Annotated in this window: 21 protein-coding genes; 13 read left to right on the top strand and 8 right to left on the bottom strand. The window is 71.8% G+C overall.

Annotation, left to right across the window (positions count from 1 at the left end; translation table 11 throughout):
- The first annotated feature begins 17 nt into the window (after nt 1-17).
- The 6 genes from CRP27_RS00900 (at nt 18) to CRP27_RS00875 (ending at nt 6849) form a co-directional block, all read left to right on the top strand.
- The gene (locus tag CRP27_RS00900; protein WP_097178931.1) at nt 18-1556 is read left to right on the top strand and encodes an ABC transporter substrate-binding protein; all 1539 of its coding nucleotides are present in this window, start codon (nt 18-20) and stop codon (nt 1554-1556) included.
- Between the two features lie 37 nt (nt 1557-1593).
- On the top strand, nt 1594-2547 hold the full coding sequence (locus tag CRP27_RS00895) for an ABC transporter permease (protein WP_097178930.1): 954 nt from the start codon (nt 1594-1596) through the stop codon (nt 2545-2547).
- Nucleotides 2544-3449 (top strand): ABC transporter permease, encoded by a 906-nt coding sequence (locus tag CRP27_RS00890; RefSeq protein ID WP_255257388.1) that lies wholly within the window; start codon nt 2544-2546, stop codon nt 3447-3449. Before CRP27_RS00895 ends, CRP27_RS00890 begins: the two co-directional genes overlap by 4 nt.
- The gene (locus tag CRP27_RS00885) at nt 3446-4288 is read left to right on the top strand and encodes an ABC transporter ATP-binding protein (RefSeq protein WP_255257387.1); all 843 of its coding nucleotides are present in this window, start codon (nt 3446-3448) and stop codon (nt 4286-4288) included. The genes CRP27_RS00890 and CRP27_RS00885 overlap by 4 nt, the downstream gene beginning before the upstream one ends.
- Nucleotides 4285-5067 (top strand): ABC transporter ATP-binding protein, encoded by a 783-nt coding sequence (locus tag CRP27_RS00880; RefSeq protein ID WP_097178929.1) that lies wholly within the window; start codon nt 4285-4287, stop codon nt 5065-5067. The genes CRP27_RS00885 and CRP27_RS00880 overlap by 4 nt, the downstream gene beginning before the upstream one ends.
- A gap of 195 nt (nt 5068-5262) precedes the next feature.
- A complete protein-coding gene (locus CRP27_RS00875) occupies nt 5263-6849 on the top strand; it encodes a DUF4832 domain-containing protein (protein WP_097178928.1) in 1587 nt (528 codons plus the stop codon).
- A gap of 273 nt (nt 6850-7122) precedes the next feature.
- On the opposite strand, the gene CRP27_RS00870 is transcribed toward CRP27_RS00875, so the two are convergent.
- From CRP27_RS00870 to CRP27_RS00855, 4 genes are all read right to left on the bottom strand, one after another.
- Nucleotides 7123-7791 carry a ThuA domain-containing protein gene (locus tag CRP27_RS00870; protein ID WP_176505418.1) on the bottom strand — a complete coding sequence of 223 codons (669 nt, stop codon included), beginning with the start codon at nt 7789-7791 and terminating at the stop codon, nt 7123-7125.
- Complete coding sequence (locus CRP27_RS00865; RefSeq protein ID WP_097178927.1) at nt 7788-9659, bottom strand: heparinase II/III family protein; 1872 nt, start codon at nt 9657-9659, stop codon at nt 7788-7790. The genes CRP27_RS00870 and CRP27_RS00865 overlap by 4 nt, the downstream gene beginning before the upstream one ends.
- Before the next feature lie 16 nt (nt 9660-9675).
- Nucleotides 9676-10746: a hydroxyacid dehydrogenase gene (locus CRP27_RS00860; RefSeq protein ID WP_097178926.1), complete on the bottom strand. Its 1071-nt coding sequence runs from the start codon at nt 10744-10746 to the stop codon at nt 9676-9678.
- An 84-nt stretch (nt 10747-10830) separates the two neighbouring features.
- Nucleotides 10831-11976, bottom strand: coding sequence for a substrate-binding domain-containing protein (locus CRP27_RS00855; protein WP_176505417.1), 1146 nt, complete (start codon nt 11974-11976; stop codon nt 10831-10833).
- A gap of 120 nt (nt 11977-12096) precedes the next feature.
- Here CRP27_RS00855 and CRP27_RS00850 point away from each other — a divergent pair, with 120 nt between their 5' ends.
- The 3 genes from CRP27_RS00850 to CRP27_RS00840 all read left to right on the top strand — a co-directional run bounded on the left by CRP27_RS00850 (nt 12097) and on the right by CRP27_RS00840 (nt 15719).
- Nucleotides 12097-13080, top strand: a complete 984-nt coding sequence (locus tag CRP27_RS00850; RefSeq protein WP_097178924.1) for a sugar ABC transporter permease — start codon at nt 12097-12099, stop codon at nt 13078-13080.
- Complete coding sequence (locus CRP27_RS00845) at nt 13077-13970, top strand: carbohydrate ABC transporter permease (RefSeq protein ID WP_079236243.1); 894 nt, start codon at nt 13077-13079, stop codon at nt 13968-13970. The genes CRP27_RS00850 and CRP27_RS00845 overlap by 4 nt, the downstream gene beginning before the upstream one ends.
- A 96-nt stretch (nt 13971-14066) precedes the next feature.
- Entirely contained in the window at nt 14067-15719 is a 1653-nt protein-coding gene (locus CRP27_RS00840) for an extracellular solute-binding protein (protein WP_097178923.1), read from the top strand.
- Nucleotides 15720-15919: 200 nt separating this feature from the next.
- On the opposite strand, the gene CRP27_RS00835 is transcribed toward CRP27_RS00840, so the two are convergent.
- Nucleotides 15920-17359 carry an amidase gene (locus tag CRP27_RS00835; protein WP_097178922.1) on the bottom strand — a complete coding sequence of 480 codons (1440 nt, stop codon included), beginning with the start codon at nt 17357-17359 and terminating at the stop codon, nt 15920-15922.
- Nucleotides 17360-17454: 95 nt separating this feature from the next.
- On the opposite strand from CRP27_RS00835, the gene CRP27_RS00830 reads away from it, so the two are divergent.
- The 4 genes from CRP27_RS00830 to CRP27_RS00815 all read left to right on the top strand — a co-directional run bounded on the left by CRP27_RS00830 (nt 17455) and on the right by CRP27_RS00815 (nt 20934).
- Nucleotides 17455-17931 (top strand): hypothetical protein, encoded by a 477-nt coding sequence (locus CRP27_RS00830; RefSeq protein ID WP_097178921.1) that lies wholly within the window; start codon nt 17455-17457, stop codon nt 17929-17931.
- 87 nt (nt 17932-18018) lie between these two features.
- The gene (locus CRP27_RS00825) at nt 18019-18945 is read left to right on the top strand and encodes a CPBP family intramembrane glutamic endopeptidase (RefSeq protein WP_097178920.1); all 927 of its coding nucleotides are present in this window, start codon (nt 18019-18021) and stop codon (nt 18943-18945) included.
- Nucleotides 18932-20266: a sensor histidine kinase gene (locus CRP27_RS00820; protein ID WP_097178919.1), complete on the top strand. Its 1335-nt coding sequence runs from the start codon at nt 18932-18934 to the stop codon at nt 20264-20266. Before CRP27_RS00825 ends, CRP27_RS00820 begins: the two co-directional genes overlap by 14 nt.
- Complete coding sequence (locus tag CRP27_RS00815; RefSeq protein ID WP_097178918.1) at nt 20263-20934, top strand: response regulator transcription factor; 672 nt, start codon at nt 20263-20265, stop codon at nt 20932-20934. Before CRP27_RS00820 ends, CRP27_RS00815 begins: the two co-directional genes overlap by 4 nt.
- Nucleotides 20935-20940: 6 nt before the next feature.
- Here the strand turns inward: CRP27_RS00815 and CRP27_RS00810 are convergent, their stop codons facing one another.
- From CRP27_RS00810 to CRP27_RS00800, 3 genes are read right to left on the bottom strand one after another with little or no spacing between them, the layout of a single operon-like run.
- Nucleotides 20941-21543: a dihydrofolate reductase family protein gene (locus CRP27_RS00810; RefSeq protein ID WP_097178917.1), complete on the bottom strand. Its 603-nt coding sequence runs from the start codon at nt 21541-21543 to the stop codon at nt 20941-20943.
- Nucleotides 21544-21585: 42 nt separating this feature from the next.
- Complete coding sequence (locus CRP27_RS00805; RefSeq protein ID WP_097178916.1) at nt 21586-22521, bottom strand: NmrA family NAD(P)-binding protein; 936 nt, start codon at nt 22519-22521, stop codon at nt 21586-21588.
- Nucleotides 22518-22823 carry a hypothetical protein gene (locus CRP27_RS00800; protein ID WP_097178915.1) on the bottom strand — a complete coding sequence of 102 codons (306 nt, stop codon included), beginning with the start codon at nt 22821-22823 and terminating at the stop codon, nt 22518-22520. Before CRP27_RS00800 ends, CRP27_RS00805 begins: the two co-directional genes overlap by 4 nt.
- Nucleotides 22824-22825 lie beyond the last annotated feature (2 nt).

Below are 22825 nucleotides of genomic sequence, written 5' to 3'. Positions count from 1 at the left end.
GAAGGAACCCACAACCCATGAGTCCGCTCTCCGCCCGTTTCGACCGTGCCCGTCCCGGCCGAACTCGCTTCGGCCGTGCAGCCCTGGCCGCCACCGCGGTCGCCGTCGCCTCGGCCCTCGTGCTCACCGGCTGCTCCGGATCGTCGAACGAGAACGGCGGCACCGACGCCACCGTGCGTGTCGGCCTCGTGCTCGAGCCCACCAGCCTCGACATCCGCACCCAGTCCGGGGCCGCGCTCGACCAGGTGCTCATCGACAACGTCTACCAGGGACTCGTCGGCCGCACGGCGGACGGGGACGTCCGCGACGTGCTCGCGTCGAAGCACGAGGTCTCGTCCGACGGGCTGACCTACACGTTCACCCTCCGCAAGGGCACCACGTTCCAGGACGGCAAGGACGTCACCGCCGACGACGTCGTCTGGTCGCTGCAGCAGGTCAAGTCGAACGCGTCCTACGTCGACTCGGCGCAGCTCGCGAACGTGACGTCGATCACCTCGCCGTCCTCCGGGGTGGTGGAGCTCAAGCTCGCGAAGCCCGACTCCGACCTGCTCTGGAACCTCACCGGGCGCGCCGGGCTCGTGCTCGAGAAGGCGGCGACGAACGACCTGTCCGACACCGCCAACGGCACCGGTCCGTACGAGGTGTCCAGCTGGAAGCAGGGCGACTCGCTCACGTTCACGCGCAACGCCGACTACTGGGGCACGAAGGCGAAGGTCGCGAAGGTCGTCTTCCGCTACATCACCCAGCCGTCCACCGCGGTGAACGCGATGGCCAACGGCGACCTCGACGTGCAGACCGCCGTCGACGGCACGCTCAAGAGCCAGCTGCAGAACAGCTCGGACATCACGCTGCACACCGGCAAGACGACCGACAAGTACACGCTCGCCTTCAACGACGCGAAGGCGCCGTTCACCGACAAGAAGGTGCGCCAGGCCATCCGCCAGGCGATCGACTCGAAGGCGATCATCAAGGCGATCGGCGGCACGGGCGTCGAGCAGGGCGGTCCCATACCCGAGCTCGACCCGGGCTACCAGGACCTGACCGACATCGACGCGTACGACCCCGCGAACGCGAAGAAGCTGCTCTCCGAGGCCGGGGCGACGAACCTCGAGCTCACGCTGACCTACGCGAACATCTACTCGGCGACGATCGGCGACGTGCTCAAGTCGCAGCTCGCCGACGTCGGCATCACCCTGACGGTCAAGCGGGTCGACTTCGCCACCTGGCTCTCGCAGGTGTTCGAGAAGAAGGACTTCGACCTCTCGATGGTGAACCACGTCGAGTCGCGCGACTTCGGCAACTGGGCGAACCCGGACTACTACTTCGGGTACGACAACGCCGAGGTGCAGTCGCTCTACGCCGACTCGGTCGCCACGACGAACGAGGCCGACAAGGTCGCCGACCTGCAGAAGGCCGCCAAGCTCGTCAGCGAGGACGCCGCCGGCGAGTGGCTCTACACGGCCACGTCGATCACCGCGGTGCGGAAGGGCGTCACCGGCTTCCCGTACGACGGCACGAACTCGCGGCTCGACCTGTCGAAGCTCGCGGTCAAGTGACGCGTGCCCTCGGCCGGGCACCCGTAGCATCGGACTCGTGACCCGGTTCCTGGTCGGGCGGCTGCTGCTGCTCGTCGTCGGCCTGCTCGTGGCGAGCACCATCATCTTCGCCACGCTGCGCGTGCTGCCCGGCGACGTGGCGCAGATCGTCGCCGGCACGCAGGCGACCCCGGCACAGGTCGAGGAACTCCGGCAGCAGCTCGGCCTCGACCGTCCCGTGGTGGTGCAGTACCTCGACTGGATCGGCGGGGTGCTCCGCGGTGACCTCGGCCGGTCCCTCGTGACCGACGGGCAGGTCGCCCCCGAGATCGCCCAGAAGCTGAGCGTGACGCTGCCGCTGGCGGGCATGTCCCTCGTCGCCGCGCTGGTCATCGGGGTGCCGCTCGGCGTGCTCGCCGCGGTGCTCCGCCGTCGCGCGGGCGGTGCGGTCATCGCGTTCGTGGCGCAGGCCGTCGCAGCGGTCCCGATCGTCTGGGCGGGCATGCTCCTGGTCGCGCTGTTCGCGGTGACGCTGCACTGGCTGCCGACGCAGGGCTTCCCGCTCGACGGGTGGGACGAACCCGGGCGCGCGTTCTCGTCACTCGTGCTGCCTGCGCTGACGATCGGCGCCGTCGAGGGTGCGGTGATCCTCCGGTTCACCCGCTCGGCCACGCTCGGGGTGCTCGACGCCGACCACGTCCGGACGGCGGCGGCGATCGGTCTCACCCGGACGCAGGCGCTCCTGCGGCACGGGCTGCCCTCGGTGGCGCTCACCGTGCTGGCCGTGCTCGGTGTGCAGATCGCCGGGCTCCTCGTCGGGGCGGTCGTCGTCGAGCAGCTGTTCTCGCTCCCCGGTGTCGGGCGGATGCTCGTCACCGACGTCGGGCGCCGCGACATCACGAAGGTCCAGTCCGAGCTGCTCGTGCTCACGGGGCTCGTGCTGCTCGTCGGCTTCGCGGTCGACGTCGTGCACCGCACGCTCGACCCCCGGCAACGGGAGGTGTCCGAGTGATCCGCCGTCTCCTCGCCCGACCGACCGGGGTGTTCGCCGTGGTCGTCCTCGGCCTGCTCGTCGTGCTCGCCGTGGTGTCGCTGTTCTGGACCCCGCAGGACCCGTTCCGCACCGACCCGTTCCACCAGTGGGAACCGCCGAGCCCCGCGCACTGGTTCGGCACCGACGCCTCCGGCCGGGACATCGCCAGCTACCTGCTCGCCGGCACCCGGACGACGGTGCTCGTGGCGGTCGGCTCCGGGGTCATCGCGAGCGTGGTCGGCATCGTCCTCACCGCGATCGGCTCGCTCACCGCGCGCTGGGTCCGCGAGGGCACGGCCGTCCTGCTCGACATCCTGGTGGCGTTCCCGACACTCCTGACCGCGATGCTGCTCACCGCCATCGCCGGCGGGTCGCTCGGCGTCGTGATCGTCAGCGTCGGCCTGTCCTTCGGCGTGACGATCGCCCGGGTCGCTCGAGGAGAGATCCGCCGCATCGCCCGCAGCGACTACGTGACGGCAGCACGGGCGTCGGGCGTCGGCGGGTTCGGCGTGCTGTTCCGGCACCTGGTCCCGAACGCGGCGCCGCTGTTCACCGTGCAGCTCTCGCTCGCGATGGCGACCGCGGTCCTCGCCGAGGCCGGGCTGTCGTACCTGGGCTACGGCGCCGGGTCGGGCACGGCGTCGTGGGGCAGCCTGCTGTCCGACCTGCAGACCTACATCGGCGTGCACCCGTGGAGCGCAACCTGGCCGGGCGCGGCGATCGCCCTCGTGGTGGCGGCGCTGTCGCTGCTCGGGGACGCGGTGCGGGACGCGACCGACCCGCGCCTGACGACGAACGACCGCGCGGACGACCGGACCGCGACCGACCGACGCGGTGCGACCGACGACCCGACCGCGACCACCACGGGAGTCACCGCATGACCGCCCCCACGGGCCGAACCGGCCCCACGGGCCTGACGGGCCCCACGGACCGGACCGCAGCCTCCGGACTCGAGGTGCGTGGCCTGACGGTCCGCATCGACCGCCGGACGATCCTCGACGACGTGACGTTCACCGTGCCTCCAGGCCGTCGCGTCGGCGTGATCGGCGCGTCCGGATCCGGGAAGTCCATGACCTCGCTCGCCCTGATGGGGTTGGAGCCCACCGGCGCCGACGTGACCGGCAGCATCCGTCTGGACGGCACCGAACTCGTCGGCCTGCCCGACCGCGAGCGTGCCCGACACCGCGGGTCGGGCATCGCCATGGTGTTCCAGGAGCCCGGCACCGCCCTCGACCCGCTCCGTCGGGTCGGCGGCCAGATCGCCGAACCGCTGCGGCTGCACCGTGGGCTCGACCGACGCGGAGCGGCGGCCGCTGCCCTCGACCTCGCGGTGTCCGTCGGGCTGCCCGACCCCGAGTCGCTGCTGCGGCAGTACCCGCACCAGCTGTCCGGCGGGCAGCGGCAGCGGATCTGCATCGCGATGGCGATGGCCGGCGAGCCGTCGTACCTCGTCGCCGACGAACCGACCACGGCGCTCGACGTCACGACCGAGGCCCGGATCCTCGAACTGTTCGAGGGGTTGACCGCCGGGATGGTGTTCGTCACGCACGACCTCGCGGTGCTCGCCCGGATCGCCGACACCGCCGTGGTCCTCGACGCCGGCAGGGTCGTCGAGGAGGGCTCGGTGGCGCAGCTCCTGGCAGCTCCGCAGCACCCGGCCACGGCCGCCCTCGTCGACGCCGCGCGTGCGACCGCGCGCCGGACCGGAGGTGCGTCGTGACCGCCGTCCTCGACGGGGTCGGCCTGCACCGCACGTACCGACTCCCCCGCCGCGGCCCGTTCGAACCGGGTCCGGTGCGCACCGCCGTGGACGGCGTCGACCTGACGGTCGACCCCGGCGCACGCCTCGGGATCGTCGGTGAGTCCGGGTCCGGCAAGTCGACCCTGGTGCGGCTGCTCGCCGGCCTGGAGGCACCTTCCGCCGGCACCGTGACCGCCTCCGGTCGTCCGGTGGTGGCATCCGGCTCCGCTGCCGCGATGCGGTGGTTCCGTCGCGAGACCGGTGTGGTGTTCCAGGACCCGTACGCCTCGCTCGACCCGCGGATGCGCGTCGGGGCGATCGTCGCCGAGCCGTTGCGGGCGCTCCGGATCGAGGGCTCGCACGCTTCGCTCGTGCGTTCGGTGCTGGAGCGCGTCGACCTGCCCGCCGACGTCGTCGACCGGTACCCGCACGAGTTCTCCGGCGGGCAGCGGCAACGCATCGCGATCGCCCGGGCCGTCGTGCACTCGCCGCGGATCCTGTTCGGGGACGAACCGATGAGCGCCCTCGACGTCGTGGTCCGTGCGCGGGTGATCGAGCTGTTCCGCTCGCTCGCCGACGACCTCGGGCTGACGCTCGTGCTCGTGTCGCACGACATCGGTGTGGTGCAGCGGCTGTGCGACACCGTCGCGGTGATGTCCGAGGGGCGGATCGTGGAGCAGGGGCCGGTGTCGCTGCTCGACGCGCCGCAGCACCCGGTGACGCGGGCGTTGGTGGAGGCGGCGCCGACGCTGCCGTAGCGGGGCGGGCGGGCGCGGGGCGGTTCCGACTCGGATCGACAACTCCGATGTCGTACGACGTCGGAGTTGTCGCACAGCCTCGACGCCACGCACCCCGTGTGCGAGTCCTGTTCGACTGGGCGGGAACCCTTGCCCACTGTGCGGGACCCTCGGGAGCATCGACGTGCATCGATCGTTTCTCGAAGGGGAGAACGCATGAGCACGTCGAACGACATCACCAGGCGGACGGCACTCGGACTCGGAGTCGTCGCCACCGCATCGGCTGCGAGCGGACTGCTCGGCACGTCGCCGGCCTCCGCGCACGGCACCGGTCGCCCGGTCCCGGGTCCGGGTCGCGGCCACGGCAACCCGCACCTCGCCGCGGCCGTCACCAAGGAGTTCCCGGCCGACACGACCACGCTCCTGAAGAACCCGCTCAACGGCTGGGCGCTCTACGGGTCGTCGGCCCCGCCCGCGGACTACTGGACCCAGTACGACGACGTCCCGCTGCCCGACGGCACCACGATCACCGTGTCGGACTACGCCTCGGTGATGTACATGCGGGTGTCGTGGACGATCCTCGAGCCCTCAGAGGGCGTCTACGGCTGGGACACGAACGCAGCGTTCGCCGGCATCCTCGCCGAGGCCCGTCGCCGCGGACTCCGCCTGGCCTTCCGCGTCGTGGTGGACAGCCGCGACAAGGCGTCGAACTTCACACCCGACTGGGTGCGGGCAGCCGGCGCCGCCGGGTACGAGACGCAGACCGGCAGCAAGACCGTGTGGTCGCCGTACCCGGACGACCCGGTGTTCCAGGCGAAGTACGCCGCGTTCGTCGCCGCCTTCGCCGCGGAGTACGACGACGCCGCCACCACCGACTTCATCGACGGGTACGGCCTCGGCAAGTGGGGCGAGGGCCACTCGATGATCTACCGCGACGCCGCGAACCGTGAGCGGGTGTTCGACTGGATCATCGACCTGTACCAGGAGCACTTCACGAAGGTGCCCCTCGCGCTGAACTACCACCGGATGATCGGCGCTGGGAAGGACTGGGGCAGCCCGGACCCGGACAGCGAGCGGATGCTCGACGGCGCGTACGAGAAGGGCTACGTCCTGCGCCACGACGCCTTCGGGATGACCACGTACTACTCCGACTGGGAGAAGTCGATGGCCGCGAAGTGGCGGTACAAGCGGCCGATCATCATGGAGGGCGGCTGGGTCACCGCCCAGCACGACGTCACGCAGGACCCTCGCGGCTACGTGACGGTCGCCGACGTCCGGCAGGGCGAGTTCGACGACTCCGCCGAGGCCCACGTGAACATGATGGACCTCCGCAACGGCGAGACGCTCTCGTGGTTCGCTGCCGAGACGTACCCGCTCACGCAGCGGTTCGACGCCGAGGGCGGCTACCGCATCTACCCGTCGAAGGTCGTCGCTCCCGGTGCGGTGACCGCCGGAGCGACCGTCGAGGTCACGCACGAGTGGACCAACATCGGCTGGGGCTACCTGCCCGACAACATCCCGGTCTGGCAGGGCAAGTACAAGGCCGCACTCGCGCTGCTCCAGGCGGACGGGACGGTCGTGAAGACCTTCGTCGACACGGCGTCCGACCCCTCGAAGTGGTTGAAGGGCACGCCGACCTCGTACGGGTTCCGGCCGTCGCTGTCGGGCGTGGCGAAGGGGTCGTACCGCTGGGGCATCGCGATCGTGGACACCACGGCGGGCAACGTCCCCGGCATCCAGCTCGCCGCGCAGGGCACGAAGCAGCACGGCTGGCTCGTCGTCGGCGACGTCACGGTCGCCTGACCCGACCGCCTGGAGGCGCGGGGCCGGTCCCCGGGACCGGCCCCGCGCCTCCAGGCGGTCACCTGGCCCGCTCTCGCGAGCGGGCGAAACACGTCCCCATCGCATGCCGACAGGCGCACACATCGCCCGCTCGGCGAACCGGGCCCCGGGCACAGAACGGAGGAGCGGGCGCGAGCGGGCGAAATACCTCCCGATCGCATGCCGAACGGCGCACATTTCGCCCGCTCGGGAGTGGGACGGGCGCTTGCGGCGGGCGACGCGGCGGGCGCAGCGTCAGGCGGCGCGGCCCGCCAGGAAGCGGAGCGCCTGCCCGAGGAGCCGACGGTGCGACGCCGACTCGAACGACGCCGCGGCGTGGCCGAGCCCGCTGTACACGGTCGTGCCGCCGCCCGGGCGCTCGTGCACCCAGACGAGCGGATGCGTGCGGCCCTCGTGGGCGTGGTCGACGAGCACACGGACGTCCGGCGACACCCGCTGGTAGGAGTAGCGCTCGTCGTCGAGGGCGAAGTCCTCCAGGCCGGCGGTCACCGGGTGCCCCGCGTCCACCACGCGGACGGTGCACGGCCCGGACGGCGGGTGCATCGTCACGCCCCGCACCCAGACGCCTCCGAGTGCGCGTTCCCAGTCCGGATCGCCGGCGAAGGAGGTCGACGAAACGTGCAGTGCGAGCATCGGGACGGTGCTGTGCAGGAGCCGTCGGAACCCGGCGTCCGCTCCGGGCAGGGGCACCGGCTGGTCGTCCCGCGGCAGCCCGAGGTTCCACACCACGAGGTCCGGCAGCGGCCCGCTCGCGAACCGCTCGAGCGCCTGGTCGACGTCGTGCACGGACGTGAGCGGGACGCCGGCGTCGGCGGCCGTGTCGACGAGCGCGCGGTTCGTGTCGGCGAACGGGTGCCACGGGTCCGTCCATCGTCCGGTGCCGCCGAGCAGGAGTGCGCTCACGCGGCTCCCCTGGTGATGCGGACCGTGTGCGATCCGGACCGGGCGGCGGTCCGCTCGACGAGTCGGATGCGGTGGAGTGCGGGGCCCCACGCGGCGCGGAGCTTCTCGTCGTCGAGGTCCCGGCGTTCGACCACCGCCTCGAAGCGCTCGGCGTCGTAGGAGATGTGGGCGGGTCCGACGGCGAGCCCTCCGTCGACGGGCAAGGGGTCGTGCAGGGTCATGAGGACGAGTGTCATCGTGCCCGGCTCGGCGAACGTCCAGTCGTCGTGGAGTTCGACGGTCTCGGCGCTGCGGTGGAGCACGGCGGTGCGGCCGGCGCGGACGAGACCGGCGGCCACGGGGTACGCGTGGGTCAGCTCCGCCGCCAGGCTCGCACGGTCCCCGTCGTCGGTGAACGTGGTGCCGGTGGCTCGGTACTCGGCACCCTCGTGCTGTTCGACGCCGTTCGGCCAGGGGACGCTGTGCCAGCTCGACCGCATCGTCCAGATGCCGTACCGGTGCTCCGGCATGAAGGTCTCGCGGTGGTAGACGCCGACGCCGGCGTCCACGACCACGGGTTCGCCGTCGAGGGAGACGATCACGGACCCGACGTCGTTGTGGTTGTGGCTGACGTCGTTGTGGCCGCCCTTCGCGGACAGGAAGAGCGACTCGGAGCGGGCGACGGCGACCTCCGTGCCGGGCAGGTACAGCGAACGGGGCATCCCCGCGGCGGCCGGCCCGTCGTCCTGCCACCCCGGAGCTCGGAGCTCCGCGAGGGTGCGGAGGAACAGCGGCGCGAGCTGCCCGTCGAAGCGCAGCGGGTGCTGCCGCGCCATCCAGCGGGCGTGGGCCACGACCTCGTCGTCGTCCACGGTCTCACCGAAGCGCACGAGCAGGTACCAGTTGGCGTTCTCGGGCAGGACCGGCGACCCGTCGGAGTAGTTGACCTGGCGTCGGCCGTCGATCTGCATGCTCATCGGGAAGCGCGCCATCGCCGCGACGGGCGGCACGACGAACCCGTCGCAGGCGCCGCCGGTGAGGGTGCGGAGCAGGTCGAGGCCCTCGAAGAGCGTGGCCCCGGCCCACCACCAGTAGGTCGCGCCCTCGTCGCAGCTGCCGTCGGGATCGTAGCCGTCCCGGAAGCGGTCCAGGATCACGAGGGCCCGTTCGACGGTCACGGCGAGCCGGTCGGCGTCGGGTTCGACGACCGCGGCGCAGACCAGGACGTTCGACACGATCCAGGGTGCCCAGTTGTTCGGTGGCGCGTCGACCCCCTGCCAGAAGTACTCCTCCTGTTCCCAGGGGTCGAGCACACGGCGTCGGATCTCGTGGTGGACGCGGGCGCGGATGCCGGGGAAGTCCTGCTCGAGGCGTTCCCCGGCGACGGTGTCGATGGCCGCGAGCATCCCGCCGAGTGACGCGTCGTTGAGGTCGAGGACGTCCCGCCCGGGGATCGGCAGGAACGGTCGTGAGCCGTCCTCCGGGAGGGCGTAGTGCGACGGCAGGCACCAGGCACTGAGTTCGCACAGGTGCCAGACGGCGTCGCCCAGCGTCGCCACCCAGGCCTGGTCGTCGGTGACGCCGAGGGCGAGGGTCGCGGTGGCCGCGCACTCCATGAGGTTGCGGAGCGACCGCTCGTACGGTCGGCGGTCGCCGTCACGGCTGTAGGTGGCCCACCGGGCGAGCGTCGGGTACTCGACCCGCGCCGCGTCGCGACGCGCCGCGGCGGTCGTGAGCAGCGCCTCCCGGTCCGCCTCGGCGGTCCCCTCCCACGCGACGCGGTCGGTGACGGGAGGCGCGGCTCGCCACGTGCGCGGACGGAGCGCCCGCCGCGCGGCGGGTCCGAACGTCGCGGAGAGGGTGGTCGGGACGTCGACGGTGACGGTCATGACGGGGACGGCTTCCTCATGCTTGGACGGCGAAGCCGTCGGGGACGATGGGGTCGGTGAACGCACCGGTGGCGGCGAACGCGATCGTCTCGCGGACGGCGTTGCCGGCGAGGCGTCGGAGCTCGTTGCCGAGCGAGCCGGCGATGTGCGGGGTGATGAAGGTGTTCGGCGTGGAGCGGAGCCGGGCTCCGACGGGCAGGTGCTCGGGTTCGGTGACGTCCAGGACGGCAGCCAGGTCACCGCGGTCGAGGCGGTCGGCGAGGGCGTCCTGGTCGACGATGCCGCCCCGAGCGGTGTTGACGAGCGTCGTCCCCGGACGCATCCGTGCGATGACGGACCGGTCGATCATGCCGCGGGTCGACGGCAGGAGCGGTGCGTGCAGGGTGATCACGTCGCTCCGGCCGGCGAGGGTCTCGAGGTCGACCGTCGTGACGCCGAGCCCGCGGGCGTCGTCGTCGTCGAGGAACGGGTCGCTGACGAGCACACGGACGTCGTAGTCGCGCAGGCGTTCGATGACCGCGCGGCCCACGCGGGACGCCCCGACGACCCCGACCGTGATGCCGTGCATGCCGATGACCGGCCATGAACCCTCGACGTCGACCGGGCCACCGTCGGGGTCGGCGGCGATCGCGGCGGCGGTGGCGAACGCCCGCTTCGCGGCGAGGACGATCATCGCCACGGCGAACTCGGCGACCGGGACGGCGTTCGCGGCCGCCGAGGAGGTGACGGCCAGGGCCCGGTCCCACACGTCGTCGTCCACCACCGGCTTCACGGACCCCGCCGAGTGTGCGATCGCGCGGAGCCTCGGCATCCGGTCGAGCAGCGCACTGTCGAGGACGGGGCTGCCCCAGCCCGTGATGATCACCTCGACGTCGGCCAGGAGCGCGGCGTCGCCCGGGTCGTCGGGGTCGAGCGGCCGGTCGGCGACGAGTCGCACGGCCGGCGAGGAGTGCAGGGCCGCGAGGTCCGCCGTGTCGAACACCCGCGTGAAGGTCGCGTCGGGCAGCACGAAGGCCACGGGGACCTGGGCGCGCCCGCTCGGCGGCGGGACGGTGGTGGCGGGCGGTGTGACGGGGCGTGACGTCATCGTCGGACGGCTCCTCTCCGGAGTGCAGCGGTCCCCATGCCAGCGCGCGCGGATGTTCGGAGTCAAGCCGCCGTCGTCAAACGATCACGAATCGAACACGGTCGGTGGGGCGGTCGATCCGCGGACGCTCAGCGTGGGTGCGAGCGTCATGTGCCGGCTGGCGAACCCGGTTTGCGCAGTGGCCGAGATCCGCTCGAAGCACATGGTCGCGGCGAACCGGCCGACGTCGTTCTTCGGCGGAGCCACGGCGGTCAACGGGACGTCGGCGAGCGCCGCGACCTCGTCGTCGTAGGCCACCACGGACAGGTCGTCGGGGATCGAGAGCCCCATCTCGGTGACGGTCTCGACGAACTCGACGGCGTAGTGGTCCGAGTGGACGAACACCGCGGTGGTGCCGGTGTCCAGGCAGCGCCGGATGTACGCGGCCGTGGCCTCGCCCACGCCGACGGACTCGTCGATGACCTCGACGGGGGCGTCCGGGTCGAGGCCGAGCTGCCGGACGGCCCGTTCGTACCCGGTGCGGAGTTGCGGGGTGGTCGGGGTGTCGAAGACGGCCATGCCGATCCTGCGGTGTCCGAGCGTCGCGAGGTGCCGGATGGCGAGTGCAGCGCCGGACTCGTGGTCGCTGCGGACGGATTCGAGGTCGGCGCCGACGGGCGCTTCGGACACGGAGCGCTCGACGACGACGACGGGCATGGGTGCCTGGTCGAGGAGCTCGAGGGTGTCGAACGCGTCGGCGACGGTGGTCGTGACGAGGAGTCCGTCGACTCCGGCCGCGATGAGTCGCTCCACCTGCTGGCGCTCGCGTGCCGGGTCGTACCGGGAGATGCCGAGGACCACGCGTCCGCCGAGCGCCTCGGTCCGTTCGGCGACGCCCGCGACGATCTTGGGGAAGTAGTACCCGGGGTCGGGGACGACGAGTCCGATGGTGAACAGGGCACCGCCGCCCTCGGTGTTCCCGGGGCCGTCGACGCCCGGGGATCCGGGGCGGGACGGGCGTGGCGCGGGGCGGTGCGGTGCGCCGGCGGTGGGCAGTGTCTCCACCGAGACCGCACCACCGTGCACGCGGCGGACGAGCCCGCGGTCCGCGAGTTCGGCGAGGTCTCGTCGGACGGTCATCGCGGAGATGCCCTCGCGCTCGGCGAAGTCCGAGGCGGACAGGCTGCCGTGGACGCGGAGTTCGGCGAGGATGCGCTCCTGGCGTCTGGTCGGGTGCATCGTCGCTCCCATGTTCGTTTCGTGTGCGGGTGAATAGGCCCGCTTGACCGTCATCATACGGACGTCACAGGATGACGAAACCGCAGCCCCGTCGAGGCTGCGTGACCCGAGCTACGTGAGCAAAGGAGCCACATGAGCGCGACGCTGGTCGACCCGGCCACCCGGGCGAGGACGGAATCGTCCGAAGGCCCCTCGGTGGCGCGGAAGGTCTCGTTCCGCGCGAGGCTGCGACGCGACTACCCGCTGCTCCTGATGGTGGCGCCCGCGGTGGTCCTGTTGCTGCTGTTCGTCTACGTGCCGTTGATCGGCAACGTGATCGCGTTCATGGACTACCAGCCGTACATCCCGATCGCGCAGAGCCCGTGGGTCGGGTTCCAGAACTTCCAGGTGATGTTCGCCGACGCCGACTTCTGGCGCGCGACGGTGAACACCCTCGAGATCACGCTCATCCAGCTGGTGCTCTTCTTCCCGGTGCCGATCGCCCTCGCGCTCCTCATCCACTCGCTGGTGTGGCCGTGGCTCCGGGCGACCGTGCAGTCGGTGCTGTACCTCCCCCACTTCCTGTCGTGGGTGATCGTCGTCGGGTTCTTCCAGCAGTCCCTCGGATCGGGTGGCGTGGTCAACCACGTGCTCCGGCAGTTGGACATGGGGACCCTGTCGGTGATGAGCGACCCGTCGACGTTCAAGCTGCTGCTGACGAGCCAGGTGATCTGGAAGGACGCGGGCTGGGGGACGATCATCTTCCTGGCCGCCCTCGCCGCGATCGACGACAACCTGTACGAGGCGGCGGCGATCGACGGTTCGGGTGCGTGGAGCCGATTCTGGCACGTGACGTTGCCGGGCATCCGACCGATCATCGTCCTGCTGCTGATCCTCCGGCTCGGCGAGGCGCTGTCCGTCGGCTTCGAGCAGATCATCCTGCAACGCAACGCCGTCGGGGCGAACGCGGCCGAGGTCCTCGACACGTACGTCTACTACCACGGCGTCATCGACGGGAACTGGTCCACGGGCATCGCCGTCGGCCTGGTGAAGGGCCTCGTCGGCTTCGTCCTGATCATGGCGGCGAACAAGGCCGCCCACATGCTCGGCGAGCAGGGAGTGTATTCGCGATCATGAGCACCATCGTCCGTCCGGCATGGGCCGGCAAACCGAAGCCCGTCGTGCTCGGACTCAAGGCGGTCGGCATCGTGCTGATCCTGGCCGTCGTCCTGTTCCCGTTCCTGATCGTGTTCTCGACGAGCATCTCGAGCCAGGACGACATCACCGCCGCGGGCGGGTACGTGGTCTGGCCGCGGTCGTTCGACCTGACCGCCTACGTGCAGATCCTGTCCGGGGGCGTCGTCACCCGCGCCGTGGTCGTCACGCTGCTCGTCACCGTCGTGGGCACCGCGATCAGCCTGGCGTCGACGGTGCTCGCCGCGTGGGCGCTCAGCAGGACCGGTTCGCTCTTCCAGCGGCCGCTGCTGACGTTCGTGCTCATCACGTTCCTGTTCGCACCCGGGATGATCCCGCTGTACCTGATGGTCAAGCAGCTGGGGCTCCTCGACAACTACTGGGCGCTGATCCTGCCCGGCGCGTTCAGCGTCTTCAACATGGTCGTCGTGCGGGGCTTCATGATGAGCATCCCCCAGGAGCTGATCGACAGCGCGAAGATCGACGGAGCGGGTGAGCTACGGGTGCTGTGGCAGATCGTCCTGCCCCTGTCCCGCGCTGTGATCGCCGTCGTCGGGCTGTTCTACGCGGTCGGCTACTGGAACGCGTTCTTCAACGCGCTGCTCTACCTGTCGGACTCGACGAAGTGGACACTGCAGCTGGTCCTCCGCACCTATGTCCTGCAGGGCTCGAACCTGGTGTCCGGCGCCGGTTCGGACGCCACGATGCAACCGCCGGCCGAGTCGATCCAGATGGCCGTCGTGATGATCGCGATCATCCCGATCCTCGCGGCCTACCCGATGGTGCAACGACACCTCACCAAGGGCGTCCTCACCGGCGCCGTCAAGGGCTGACGCCACCGCCTGCGGACCGGAGACAAGTGGCGGTCCCGCACCGCGCCTCCAGTCCGATGTCCACCACCACCCGCCCCTCGCTTCAAGGGAGAAGCCATGTCCGAAACCACCACCGGCATCAGCCGCCGCACCCTGTTCTCCGGCGCCGCGTTCGGCCTCGTCGCCCTCGGCGCCGGAGGATCGCTCGCCGGGTGCTCCGGCGGCGGGACCGCCGCGACCATCTCCGACACGGTGGCCGCACTCCCCACCTACGTCCCGATCACGAAGGGTCCGAAGCCCGACCTGCCGGGCAACGACAAGGTCCAGCCGGTCTACTACTCGTACCCCGAGGACAGCGAGCTCTTCCGCTCCGTGACCAGGGACGTGAAGGTCGGCGGCACCACCACCGGCTTCGTCGTCACCTACGCCGCACCGCCGCCCGCGAACAACTCCTTCCTCGACTACATCGGCGACGTCACGGACACGCGGTACGACCTGACCTTCGTCCCCGGCGACTCGTTCGACACGAAGTTCGCCACGATGACCGCGGGCAACGACATCCCGAACATCGTCGAGTTCCTCACGTTCGCGATGCCGCCGCGGTTCCCGCAGCTGCTCGACGCGAAGTTCTCCGACCTGTCCGAGTACCTCTCCGGCGACGCCGTGAAGGAGTACCCGAACCTGGCGAACATCCCCACCCCGTCGTGGCGGAGCGCGCGGATCAACGGGAAGATCTACGGCGTCCCGGAGCACCGGCCGCCGTTCGGGTCCGTGATGATCTGCCGCCCCGACCTCATCGAGCAGTACACCGGTGCCGAACCCGCGCCGAAGGACAAGGACGAGTTCTTCGAGCTGTGCAAGGCGGTCACCGACGCCAAGGCCGGCCGGTACGCGATCGCCGGCGGCGGCGGTTCGTCCGGCGTCGACTGGTCGTACGACTTCATCGGCGCCACGTTCGGCGTCCCGAACCAGTGGACGATGTCCGACGGTGGCAAGCTCGTCCACAAGAACGAGACCGAGGCCTGGCTCGAGACCCTCAGCTACGTCAAGAAGCTCTGGAACGCCGGCGTCTTCCACCCGGACACCCCGAGCCTGGAGAGCGCGAAGGCGAAGACCTACATCAACAACGGCACCGTGCTCATGCACCTCGACGGCATCTCCGCGCTGCTCGACATCACCATGCCGAAGGGGATCGTCACGGGCGGCATCGTGCCGTTCGGAGCGGACGGCGGGAAGGGCGCGAACTACCAGGGCACCTCGAGCTTCTCCTTCGCGGCGCTCAAGAAGACCACGCCGGAGCGCATCAAGGCCCAGCTCCGATTGATCGACTACCTGTCCGCGCCGTTCGGGTCGAAGGAGGCGTTCACCCTCACCCACGGCAAGAAGAACGTGCACTACACGGGCAGCGGACCGAACGCCGCACTCACCAGCGCCGGCGAGCAGATGATCAACGCCAGTGCGCTCTACCGCCTGGGAGCGGGGCCGCAGGTCCTCAACACCGCGGTGCGCATCGACGAGCAGCTGCGCCAGTCGCACAAGTGGCAGGTCGCGACGCAGGACATGCTGCTCACGAACCCCGTCGACGGGTACTACTCCCCCGCGGCGTCGTCCACGCAGTCGGCGAGCCAGGCGTTCAACAGCGTCTGCAACGACTACGTCCTGGGGCGCACGAACCTGGCGGCGGTCAAGTCAGGCGTGACGACGTGGACCGCGGCCGCGGGGAACACGATGCGGAGGGAGTACACCGAAGCGATGGAGAAGCAGGGCTGAGGGGGGCGGGGGCGGCGGCGGGGCGGGCCGGCGGACTCAGTACGACAGATCCGGTGTCGTACGACGTCGGTCCCGTCGCCTCCACGCGTGTGCAACAGTTGCGGCCGCCCGGTTGCGACAACACCGATGTCGTACGACATCGACGATGTCGCACCACAGCGCACCGCACCGCCCGCATCAGCCCGCCCGCGGCACCGCCCTCACCACACCGGCGGGTGCCTCCGCTGCCACCGCAACCGCCGCTCGAGCTGCGCACCGATCGCCAGCAGCACGCGCTCCCCGCCCGGCCGACCGATGAGCTGCACGCCCATCGGCAGGCCGGCGCCGTCCGGGTGTCCGTCCTCCGTGACACCGACGGGGAGCGTGATCGCCGGCAACCCCGCGACGTTCGCCATCGAGGTCCAGGGCGAGTAGGCGCACTGCCGGCGGAAGTCCTCCTCGGGGTCGTCCCCGTACCAGCCGAGGGGCCGCGGCGTCAGGGCGAGCGTCGGCGTGAGGACGGCGTCGAACCGGTCGAAGGTGCCTATCAGGGCGGCGGAGAACGTGTCGAGCGCGGTCATCGCGTCGAGCACCTGCGTCCCGGTGAGGGCCCGCCCACGGGCCACCAGCCACGACACGAGCGGAGTCAGCTCGGCCAGGTCGATGCCGGGCACCATCGGGAGCCGTGCAGCGGAGCTCTCCCACGCCACGCGGAACGCGTCGGCGTACGGCGCGCGCGGCATCGCGACGTCCTCGACGCCGTGGCCGACCTCGCCGAGCACCCGCACCGCGGCGTCGACCGCGGCCCGGGCAGCAGGGTCGACCACCACGTCGACGGTGTCGTCCCACGGTGAGCCGTCCAGCACCCCGACGACGAACCGTCCCTCACCGCGGACCGCCGCTGCGGTGAACGGTCCCTCGCCGACGTCGGGTGTGACGAGCGCGTACGGCTGCGGCGACGGCAGCCCGGTCGGGGCCACGAGGGCGTCGAGCAGCATGCCGGCGTCCGCGACGTTCCGGGTGAGCGGCCCCGCGACCGACAGCCCGCCGACACCCGAGCGACCGGGCATCGACGGCACCCGACCACGGCTCGGCTTGAGGCCGACCAGCCCGTTCGCCGCCGCCGGGATCCGCACCGATCCGCCACCGTCCGAGCCCACCGCGGCCGGCAGCATCCCGGCGGCGACCGCGACGGCCGTCCCGCTCGACGATCCCCCGGGAGCCCGCGAGGTGTCGTACGGGTTCCGGGTGACGCCGAACCGGGTCTCCGACGACGAGGACATCCCGAACTCGGGGCTCGTCGTCTTGCCGAGGCTCACCGTGCCGGCAGCGTCGAGCGCGGCGACGAGCGGGTGGTCGGCCCCGGCGGGGCGCACCGGCAGCGACGCGGTCCCGTTCCGCGTGGGGACCCCGGCGCGGTCGTACAGGTCCTTGTCGGCGGACGGGAGGCCCCACAGCGGTCGCGACGTCGGCACGCGGTCGCCGAGGTGGCCGGCCCGGTCGCGCGCTGCATCGGCCGTGACCGTCACGAAGGCGCCGAGGGCCGGATCCAGCCGGGCGATGCGGTCCAGGTAGTGCTCGGTCACCTCGAGGGCGGTGGCCTCACCCCGTCGGATCCAGTCCCAGAGTTCCTGCGCGGCGAGGTGGTGGAGTTCGAACACGGTTCCCGAGCCTAGCCACGGGCGCCGTCGAGCAGCCCGGCGCCGTGATCCGATCGTGACTGGTCCCGGAGCGCGTCATCGGGCACGCTGCACCCATGGGACGTGTCCGGCACGGTGTGGTGGGGACCCTCGTCGTCGTGCTCGGTGCCGCTCTGGTCGGGTGCTCGCACCCCGGGCCGTTCCACCGACCACCGGCCGACCCGGTCGCGGCCTCCCGCACGCTCGGCGGCGCACCGCCGTGGGTCGCCGAGCCGACCGGCGACGACTGCGGGACGGTCGACGTGCAGGTCGGCGAGCGTCTGACCCTGCCGGCGGACGCCCTGGCCTGCCTCACCGCGGCCGCGGACGCCGGGCGCCCGGCGTCGCTCGCGTGGGTGATGTACACGACCGAGGGCGACCCGACCCCGTCGTTCGCTCGGGTCGGGGGCGGCAGCACCGGCACCGGGGTGGAGGTCGCCTCCACCTCGCAGTGGGACGCGTACGGCGGGGACGGCGGGTGGGACACCTACCGGTGCACCGCGGTCGCGGACCTGCCGTTCGGGGACGGCTGCGACGCGGGCGACGACCAGTAGCGGCGGCCTGCATCCTTCGGAGGAACCCCGCCGGGTGCATCCGTTCGCCGGTCGTCCCGTCGGCCCGTGCTCCCTAGCGTCGACGGCATGACGATCACCACCGAAGACCGGCACACCACCGGCACCGTCCCCGCGGACCGGCCGGGGGTGCGCGGACTCGTCGCCCGGCACCCCCTCGCCTCGTTCGCCACCCTCGCGCTCGGGCTCAGCTGGCTCGCGTGGATCCCCTACATCCTGTCGCCGCACGGCCTGGGCCTCTGGGACGTGCACTTCCCGGAGTTCCTCGGCACCGCCCAGTTCACGGGCGTGCTGCCCGGTGCACTCCTCGGCCCGCTCGGCGGCGCGTTCCTCGTGACCGCGATCGCGGACGGCCGACCGGGGCTCCGCCGCTGGGTCGGTCGGCTCTGGCGCTGGCGCGTGGCCTGGTACTGGTACGCCCTCGCCCTGGTCGGCGTGCCCGCGCTCATCGTCGCCACCGGGCTCCCGTTCGCGGGTGGTCAGGTGCAGGCACCGAGCGCCCTCGCGTTGCTCGCCCTCGTGCCGGGGCTCGTCGTCCAGCTGTTCAGCACCGGGCTGTCAGAGGAGCCCGGCTGGCGTGACTTCGCCCTGCCCAGACTGCAGGAGCGGTTCGGTCCGCTCGGGGCCGCCGCCGTGCTCGGTCCGCTGTGGGCGCTGTGGCACATGCCGCTGTACCTCAGCGACTGGGGCGGCTGGCCGGACGCGCACTGGACGGAGCCGCTCGTGTTCGCGCTGTTCACGATCACGTTCAACGTGGTGATGACGTGGGTGTTCAACCGCACCGGGGAGAGCCTGCCCGTCGCACTGCTCCTGCACGTCGGCGTGAACAACACCATCTCGACGCTGTGGGCCGACATGTACCCGGGTATGACGGCCGGCACGATGATGCACGGCCTCGCGATCGTCTCCACCGTGGCCGCCGTGGTGCTGCTGCTCGCGACCCGCGGGCGCCTGGGGTACCCCCGACTCGTAGGATCGAACGATGGCACCCGCTGACGCGCGCACAGGACGGACCGACGTCCTCGTCGCCGTCGGCACGGCCGTCCTGAGCGTCGGGCTCCTGCTCGGACTGCCCCCGCTCGACGCGGCCGACCCGGACTCGGTGGGCGTCCGGTACCCCGAGGTCGGCGGCGTCCCGTGGACGCTCCTCGCGGTCGCGCTCCTCGCCCAGTCCGCCGTGCTCCTCGCTGCTCGTCGGGCGCCCCGCGTCGCCCTCGTCGTGATCGCGGCCCTCCCGGTCGCCCTGGCAGCCACGGCCCCGAGCACGCTGTTCGGGCTCACCGCGCTCCCCGTGGTCGTGGCCGTCGTGCTCGCCGCGCTCCGGGTCCCGCTCCCCCGACTCTGGCCGACGGTCACGCTCGCTGCGGTCCTCGTGGCAGCGGGCACCGCGATCGAGTGGGGCGAGGCCTCCGGTGCGCTCCGTGGCGGTGTCCTCCGCGGGCTCACCGCGACGATCGGCCAGGGCGTGCTGCAGGCGGTCGGTGCGGTCGGCCTGCCGCTCGTGGTCACGCTGATCGTCCGGTCCCGACGCGAGTTGCGTGCTGCTCGGAGGGACGAGGCAGCAGCCCGCACCGCCGAGGCCGACGCCCGCACCGCCGAGGCCGCCGCCGTCTCCCGCGAGCAGGACGCCCGCGTCGACGCAGCGGTGTCCCGTGAGCGGGCAGCGATGGCACGGGAGCTCCACGACATCGCCGCGCACCACCTGTCCGGGATCGCCCTCATGTCGGCCGTCGTGGACCGGCAGATCGACACCGATCCGGACCGCGCCCACGAGGGCGTCCGGCAGGTCCGCGAACAGAGCACCGCCGTCCTCGAGGACCTCCGCCGACTGGTCGGGCTCCTCCGTGACGACGCACCGGCCGAACGCGCGGTCGAGACGGTCACCGGGATCGTCGACCTGGTCGAGCAGGCGCGACACCGGACCGACGTCGAGCTCGTCGTCCTCGAGGGAGACCACCCGCTCGCCGACGGGATCGGCCCCCTCACGCAGCTCGTCGCCTACCGGACCGTGCAGGAGGCCCTGGCCAACGTCGCCCTGCACGCCGCCGGTGCGGCGTGCACCGTCACCGTCGACGACCGCGACCCCGCGCACCTGACGGTGCGCGTCGAGAACGGGGTGCCCACCGCGCCGTCCGTCGGGAGCAGCCCGGCGGGTGGGAACGGACTCCGAGGCATGCGCGAGCGGGCAGAACTGGTCGGGGCGCGCCTCCAGGCCGGTCCCACCGGTCCCGGTGGGTGGGTGGTCGAGCTGGTGACCGGCCGGGAGGCACCACCCGCGTCCGACCCGTCGGCGCACGGTCCGGAGGTGGCCGGGTGATCCGCGTGCTGGTGGCGGACGACCAGCCGCTCGTCCGGGCCGGCGTGTCCGCGCTGCTGTCGGCAGAGGCCGACATCGAGGTCGTCGGTGTCGCCGCCGACGGCGGCGAGGCCCTCGCCCTGGCGCGGACCACCCGGCCGGACGTCGCGTGCCTGGACATCCGGATGCCGGTGCGGAACGGCATCGAGGTCGCCCGCGAACTCTGCGCTCCCGGGGCCGACCCCGCGGTGCCGGTGCTCATGCTGACGACGTTCGACCTGGACGACCTCGTGTTCGGCGCACTCGAGGCCGGCGCGTCCGGCTTCCTGCTGAAGGACGCCGAACCCGACGTCATCGTGGGCGCCGTCCGGCAGGTCGCGGCCGGCAACGGGACCATCGACCAGGCGCTCACCCGCCGGGTCCTGCGCGAGTTCGTCTCGCGCCGCAGCCTGCAGCCGGTGTCCGGCGACCGCGCGGACGACGTGCTGACGACTCGCGAGCGGGACGTCCTGCTGCTGCTCGCCGAGGGGATGTCGAACGAGGAGATCGCCGCGGCGCTCGTGGTCGAGGTGTCCACGGTGAAGTCGCACCTCGCGCGGATGCTCCCGAAGCTCGGCGTACGGTCCCGGCTGCAGGCCGTGGTCTGGGCCTACCAGAACCGGATCGTCACCGTGCCCGGCGACGTCTGACCGGGGTCAGCGGCGGCGGTACCGGACGTGCGTCGTCAACGGGGAGTGGAGCACCTCGACCGGCACGAAGTCGAAGGTCTCGGCGCCCTCCTCGAAGATCCGCTCCCCCGACCCGAGCAGCACCGGGGCGATGTCGAGGGTGAGCTCGTCGACGACGCCGGCCGCGAGTGCCTGGCGGACGGTCGACGCCCCGCCGGCGATGTCGACCCCGGCGTCGCCGGCTGCCTCGACGGCCTGCGCGTAGGCGGCGTCGAAGCCGTCCGTCACGAAGTGGAAGGTCGTGCCCTCGAGCGCGATCGGGTCGTGCGGGTGGTGGGTGAGGACGAAGACCGGTGCGTGGTACGGCGGCTCGGCGCCCCACCAGCCCTGCCAGTCCTCGTCCCACTCGCCACGGACCGGGCCGAACATGTTCCGGCCCATCACGTAGGCACCCCGTGGCCGCATCAGCCAGCCGGCCGCCGCGCGGTCCGCCTCGCCGACGTCGGCGCCGGGCATGTGCCACGTGTGCAGCTCGCCGCCACGACGGCCGAGGGGTTGGTCACGGCGCTGGTCCGGTCCGGCGACGAAGCCGTCGAGCGAGATCGACATGTGGCAGGTGGTGTCGGCCATCGGGGGCTGCTCCTTCGGTGTGGTCGGGCGGGATCGGTGCGGTCAGGCGGACGTGTGTGCCGCGAGGACGTCGCGCACGGTCGTCCAGTCCTGGTCACCGTACCGCCCGTTGTCGACGTGGTGCAGTTCGGCCTCGCCGCTGAACATGCTCACGAAGTACTGCATGCCCTGCCAGGCGGGGAACGGCTCGTCGTCGCCCGCCTTCGACAGCCGTCGGCCGACGCGCGCCATCGCCGACAGGGTGCCGACGGTGCCCGCCCACTGCAGGCGGAACGGCGTGCCGGTCAGCTGCGACATCGTGTCGGCGATCGTGCGTGAGGTGACCCGGTCGCCCGCGACCTCGACGACCCGCGGTGCTGCGGGGTCGAGGGCGACGTGCGCGACGGTGCGGGCGACGTCGTCCTTGGTGGTGAAGTCGAGGAGCTGGTCGGGCGACGACCAGTACAGAACGCGCTGTCGGTCGAACAGGATCAAGGGCGCCTGGCCGGTGAGCATGTCCGTGAACGCGCCGTTCAGCACCGAGGTCGCCCGGATCGGAGCGGCGTCCAGGTCGGCGGCGAACTCCCGGCGGAGCTCGAAGTTCCGGTTGGTGCCCGGGGTGATCGATCGGTAGTCGGCGGCGTAGTCGGACGGGACGAACCGTTCGACGCCGGCCTCGACCGCGGCGCGGAGCAGGGCGCGCTGGGCGTCGACGATGACGGCACGGGTGCCGCTCACCGCCGAGACCACGACGTCGACCCCGGCGAGCGCCGAGGTCAGGGCGTCGTGGTCGGCGTAGTCGGCGGTGACCACCTCGACGCCGTCGGCGGTGGCGAGGCGTTCGGCCGCGGGGCTGCTGCCGCTGCTGCTGCCGCTGGTGCTGCTGCCGCTGCTGCCTCGAGTGAGGACGCGGACGCGGGTGTCGTGGGTGCGGAGCGCGCGGACGATGCGTCCGCCGAGGTCTCCGGTGGCTCCGGCGACGAGGACGGTCGTGGTCACGCCTTCTCGACGTCCGAGAAGAGCCCGGTGAACGTCACGCCGGTGGCACCGAGCTGCCCGAAGAACGCGCCGGCTGCCTCACCCGCGACCGCCGCCGACGCGTCGTCGTACGAGTCGAAGTACAGGTCGAGGGTGCGGTGGGCCGGTGTGGGCGTGCCGTCCTCCTTGGGCCAGACCTTGCCGGCCTCGAGGCGGCGCAGTTCCGGCAGCGCACCGGCTGCCTGCTCGAGGGCCGGGTACGCCTGCTCGAACGCAGCCGGGTCGGTCGGGTTGTCGATGATCAGCGTAATCTTGGTCGTCATGG

It is taken from the genome of Curtobacterium sp. 314Chir4.1 (assembly GCF_900215175.1).
Lineage (GTDB): Bacteria > Actinomycetota > Actinomycetes > Actinomycetales > Microbacteriaceae > Curtobacterium > Curtobacterium pusillum_A.
The sequence above is the reverse complement of the archived record's forward strand: the minus strand, read 5'-3'. Positions and strand labels throughout refer to the sequence as shown.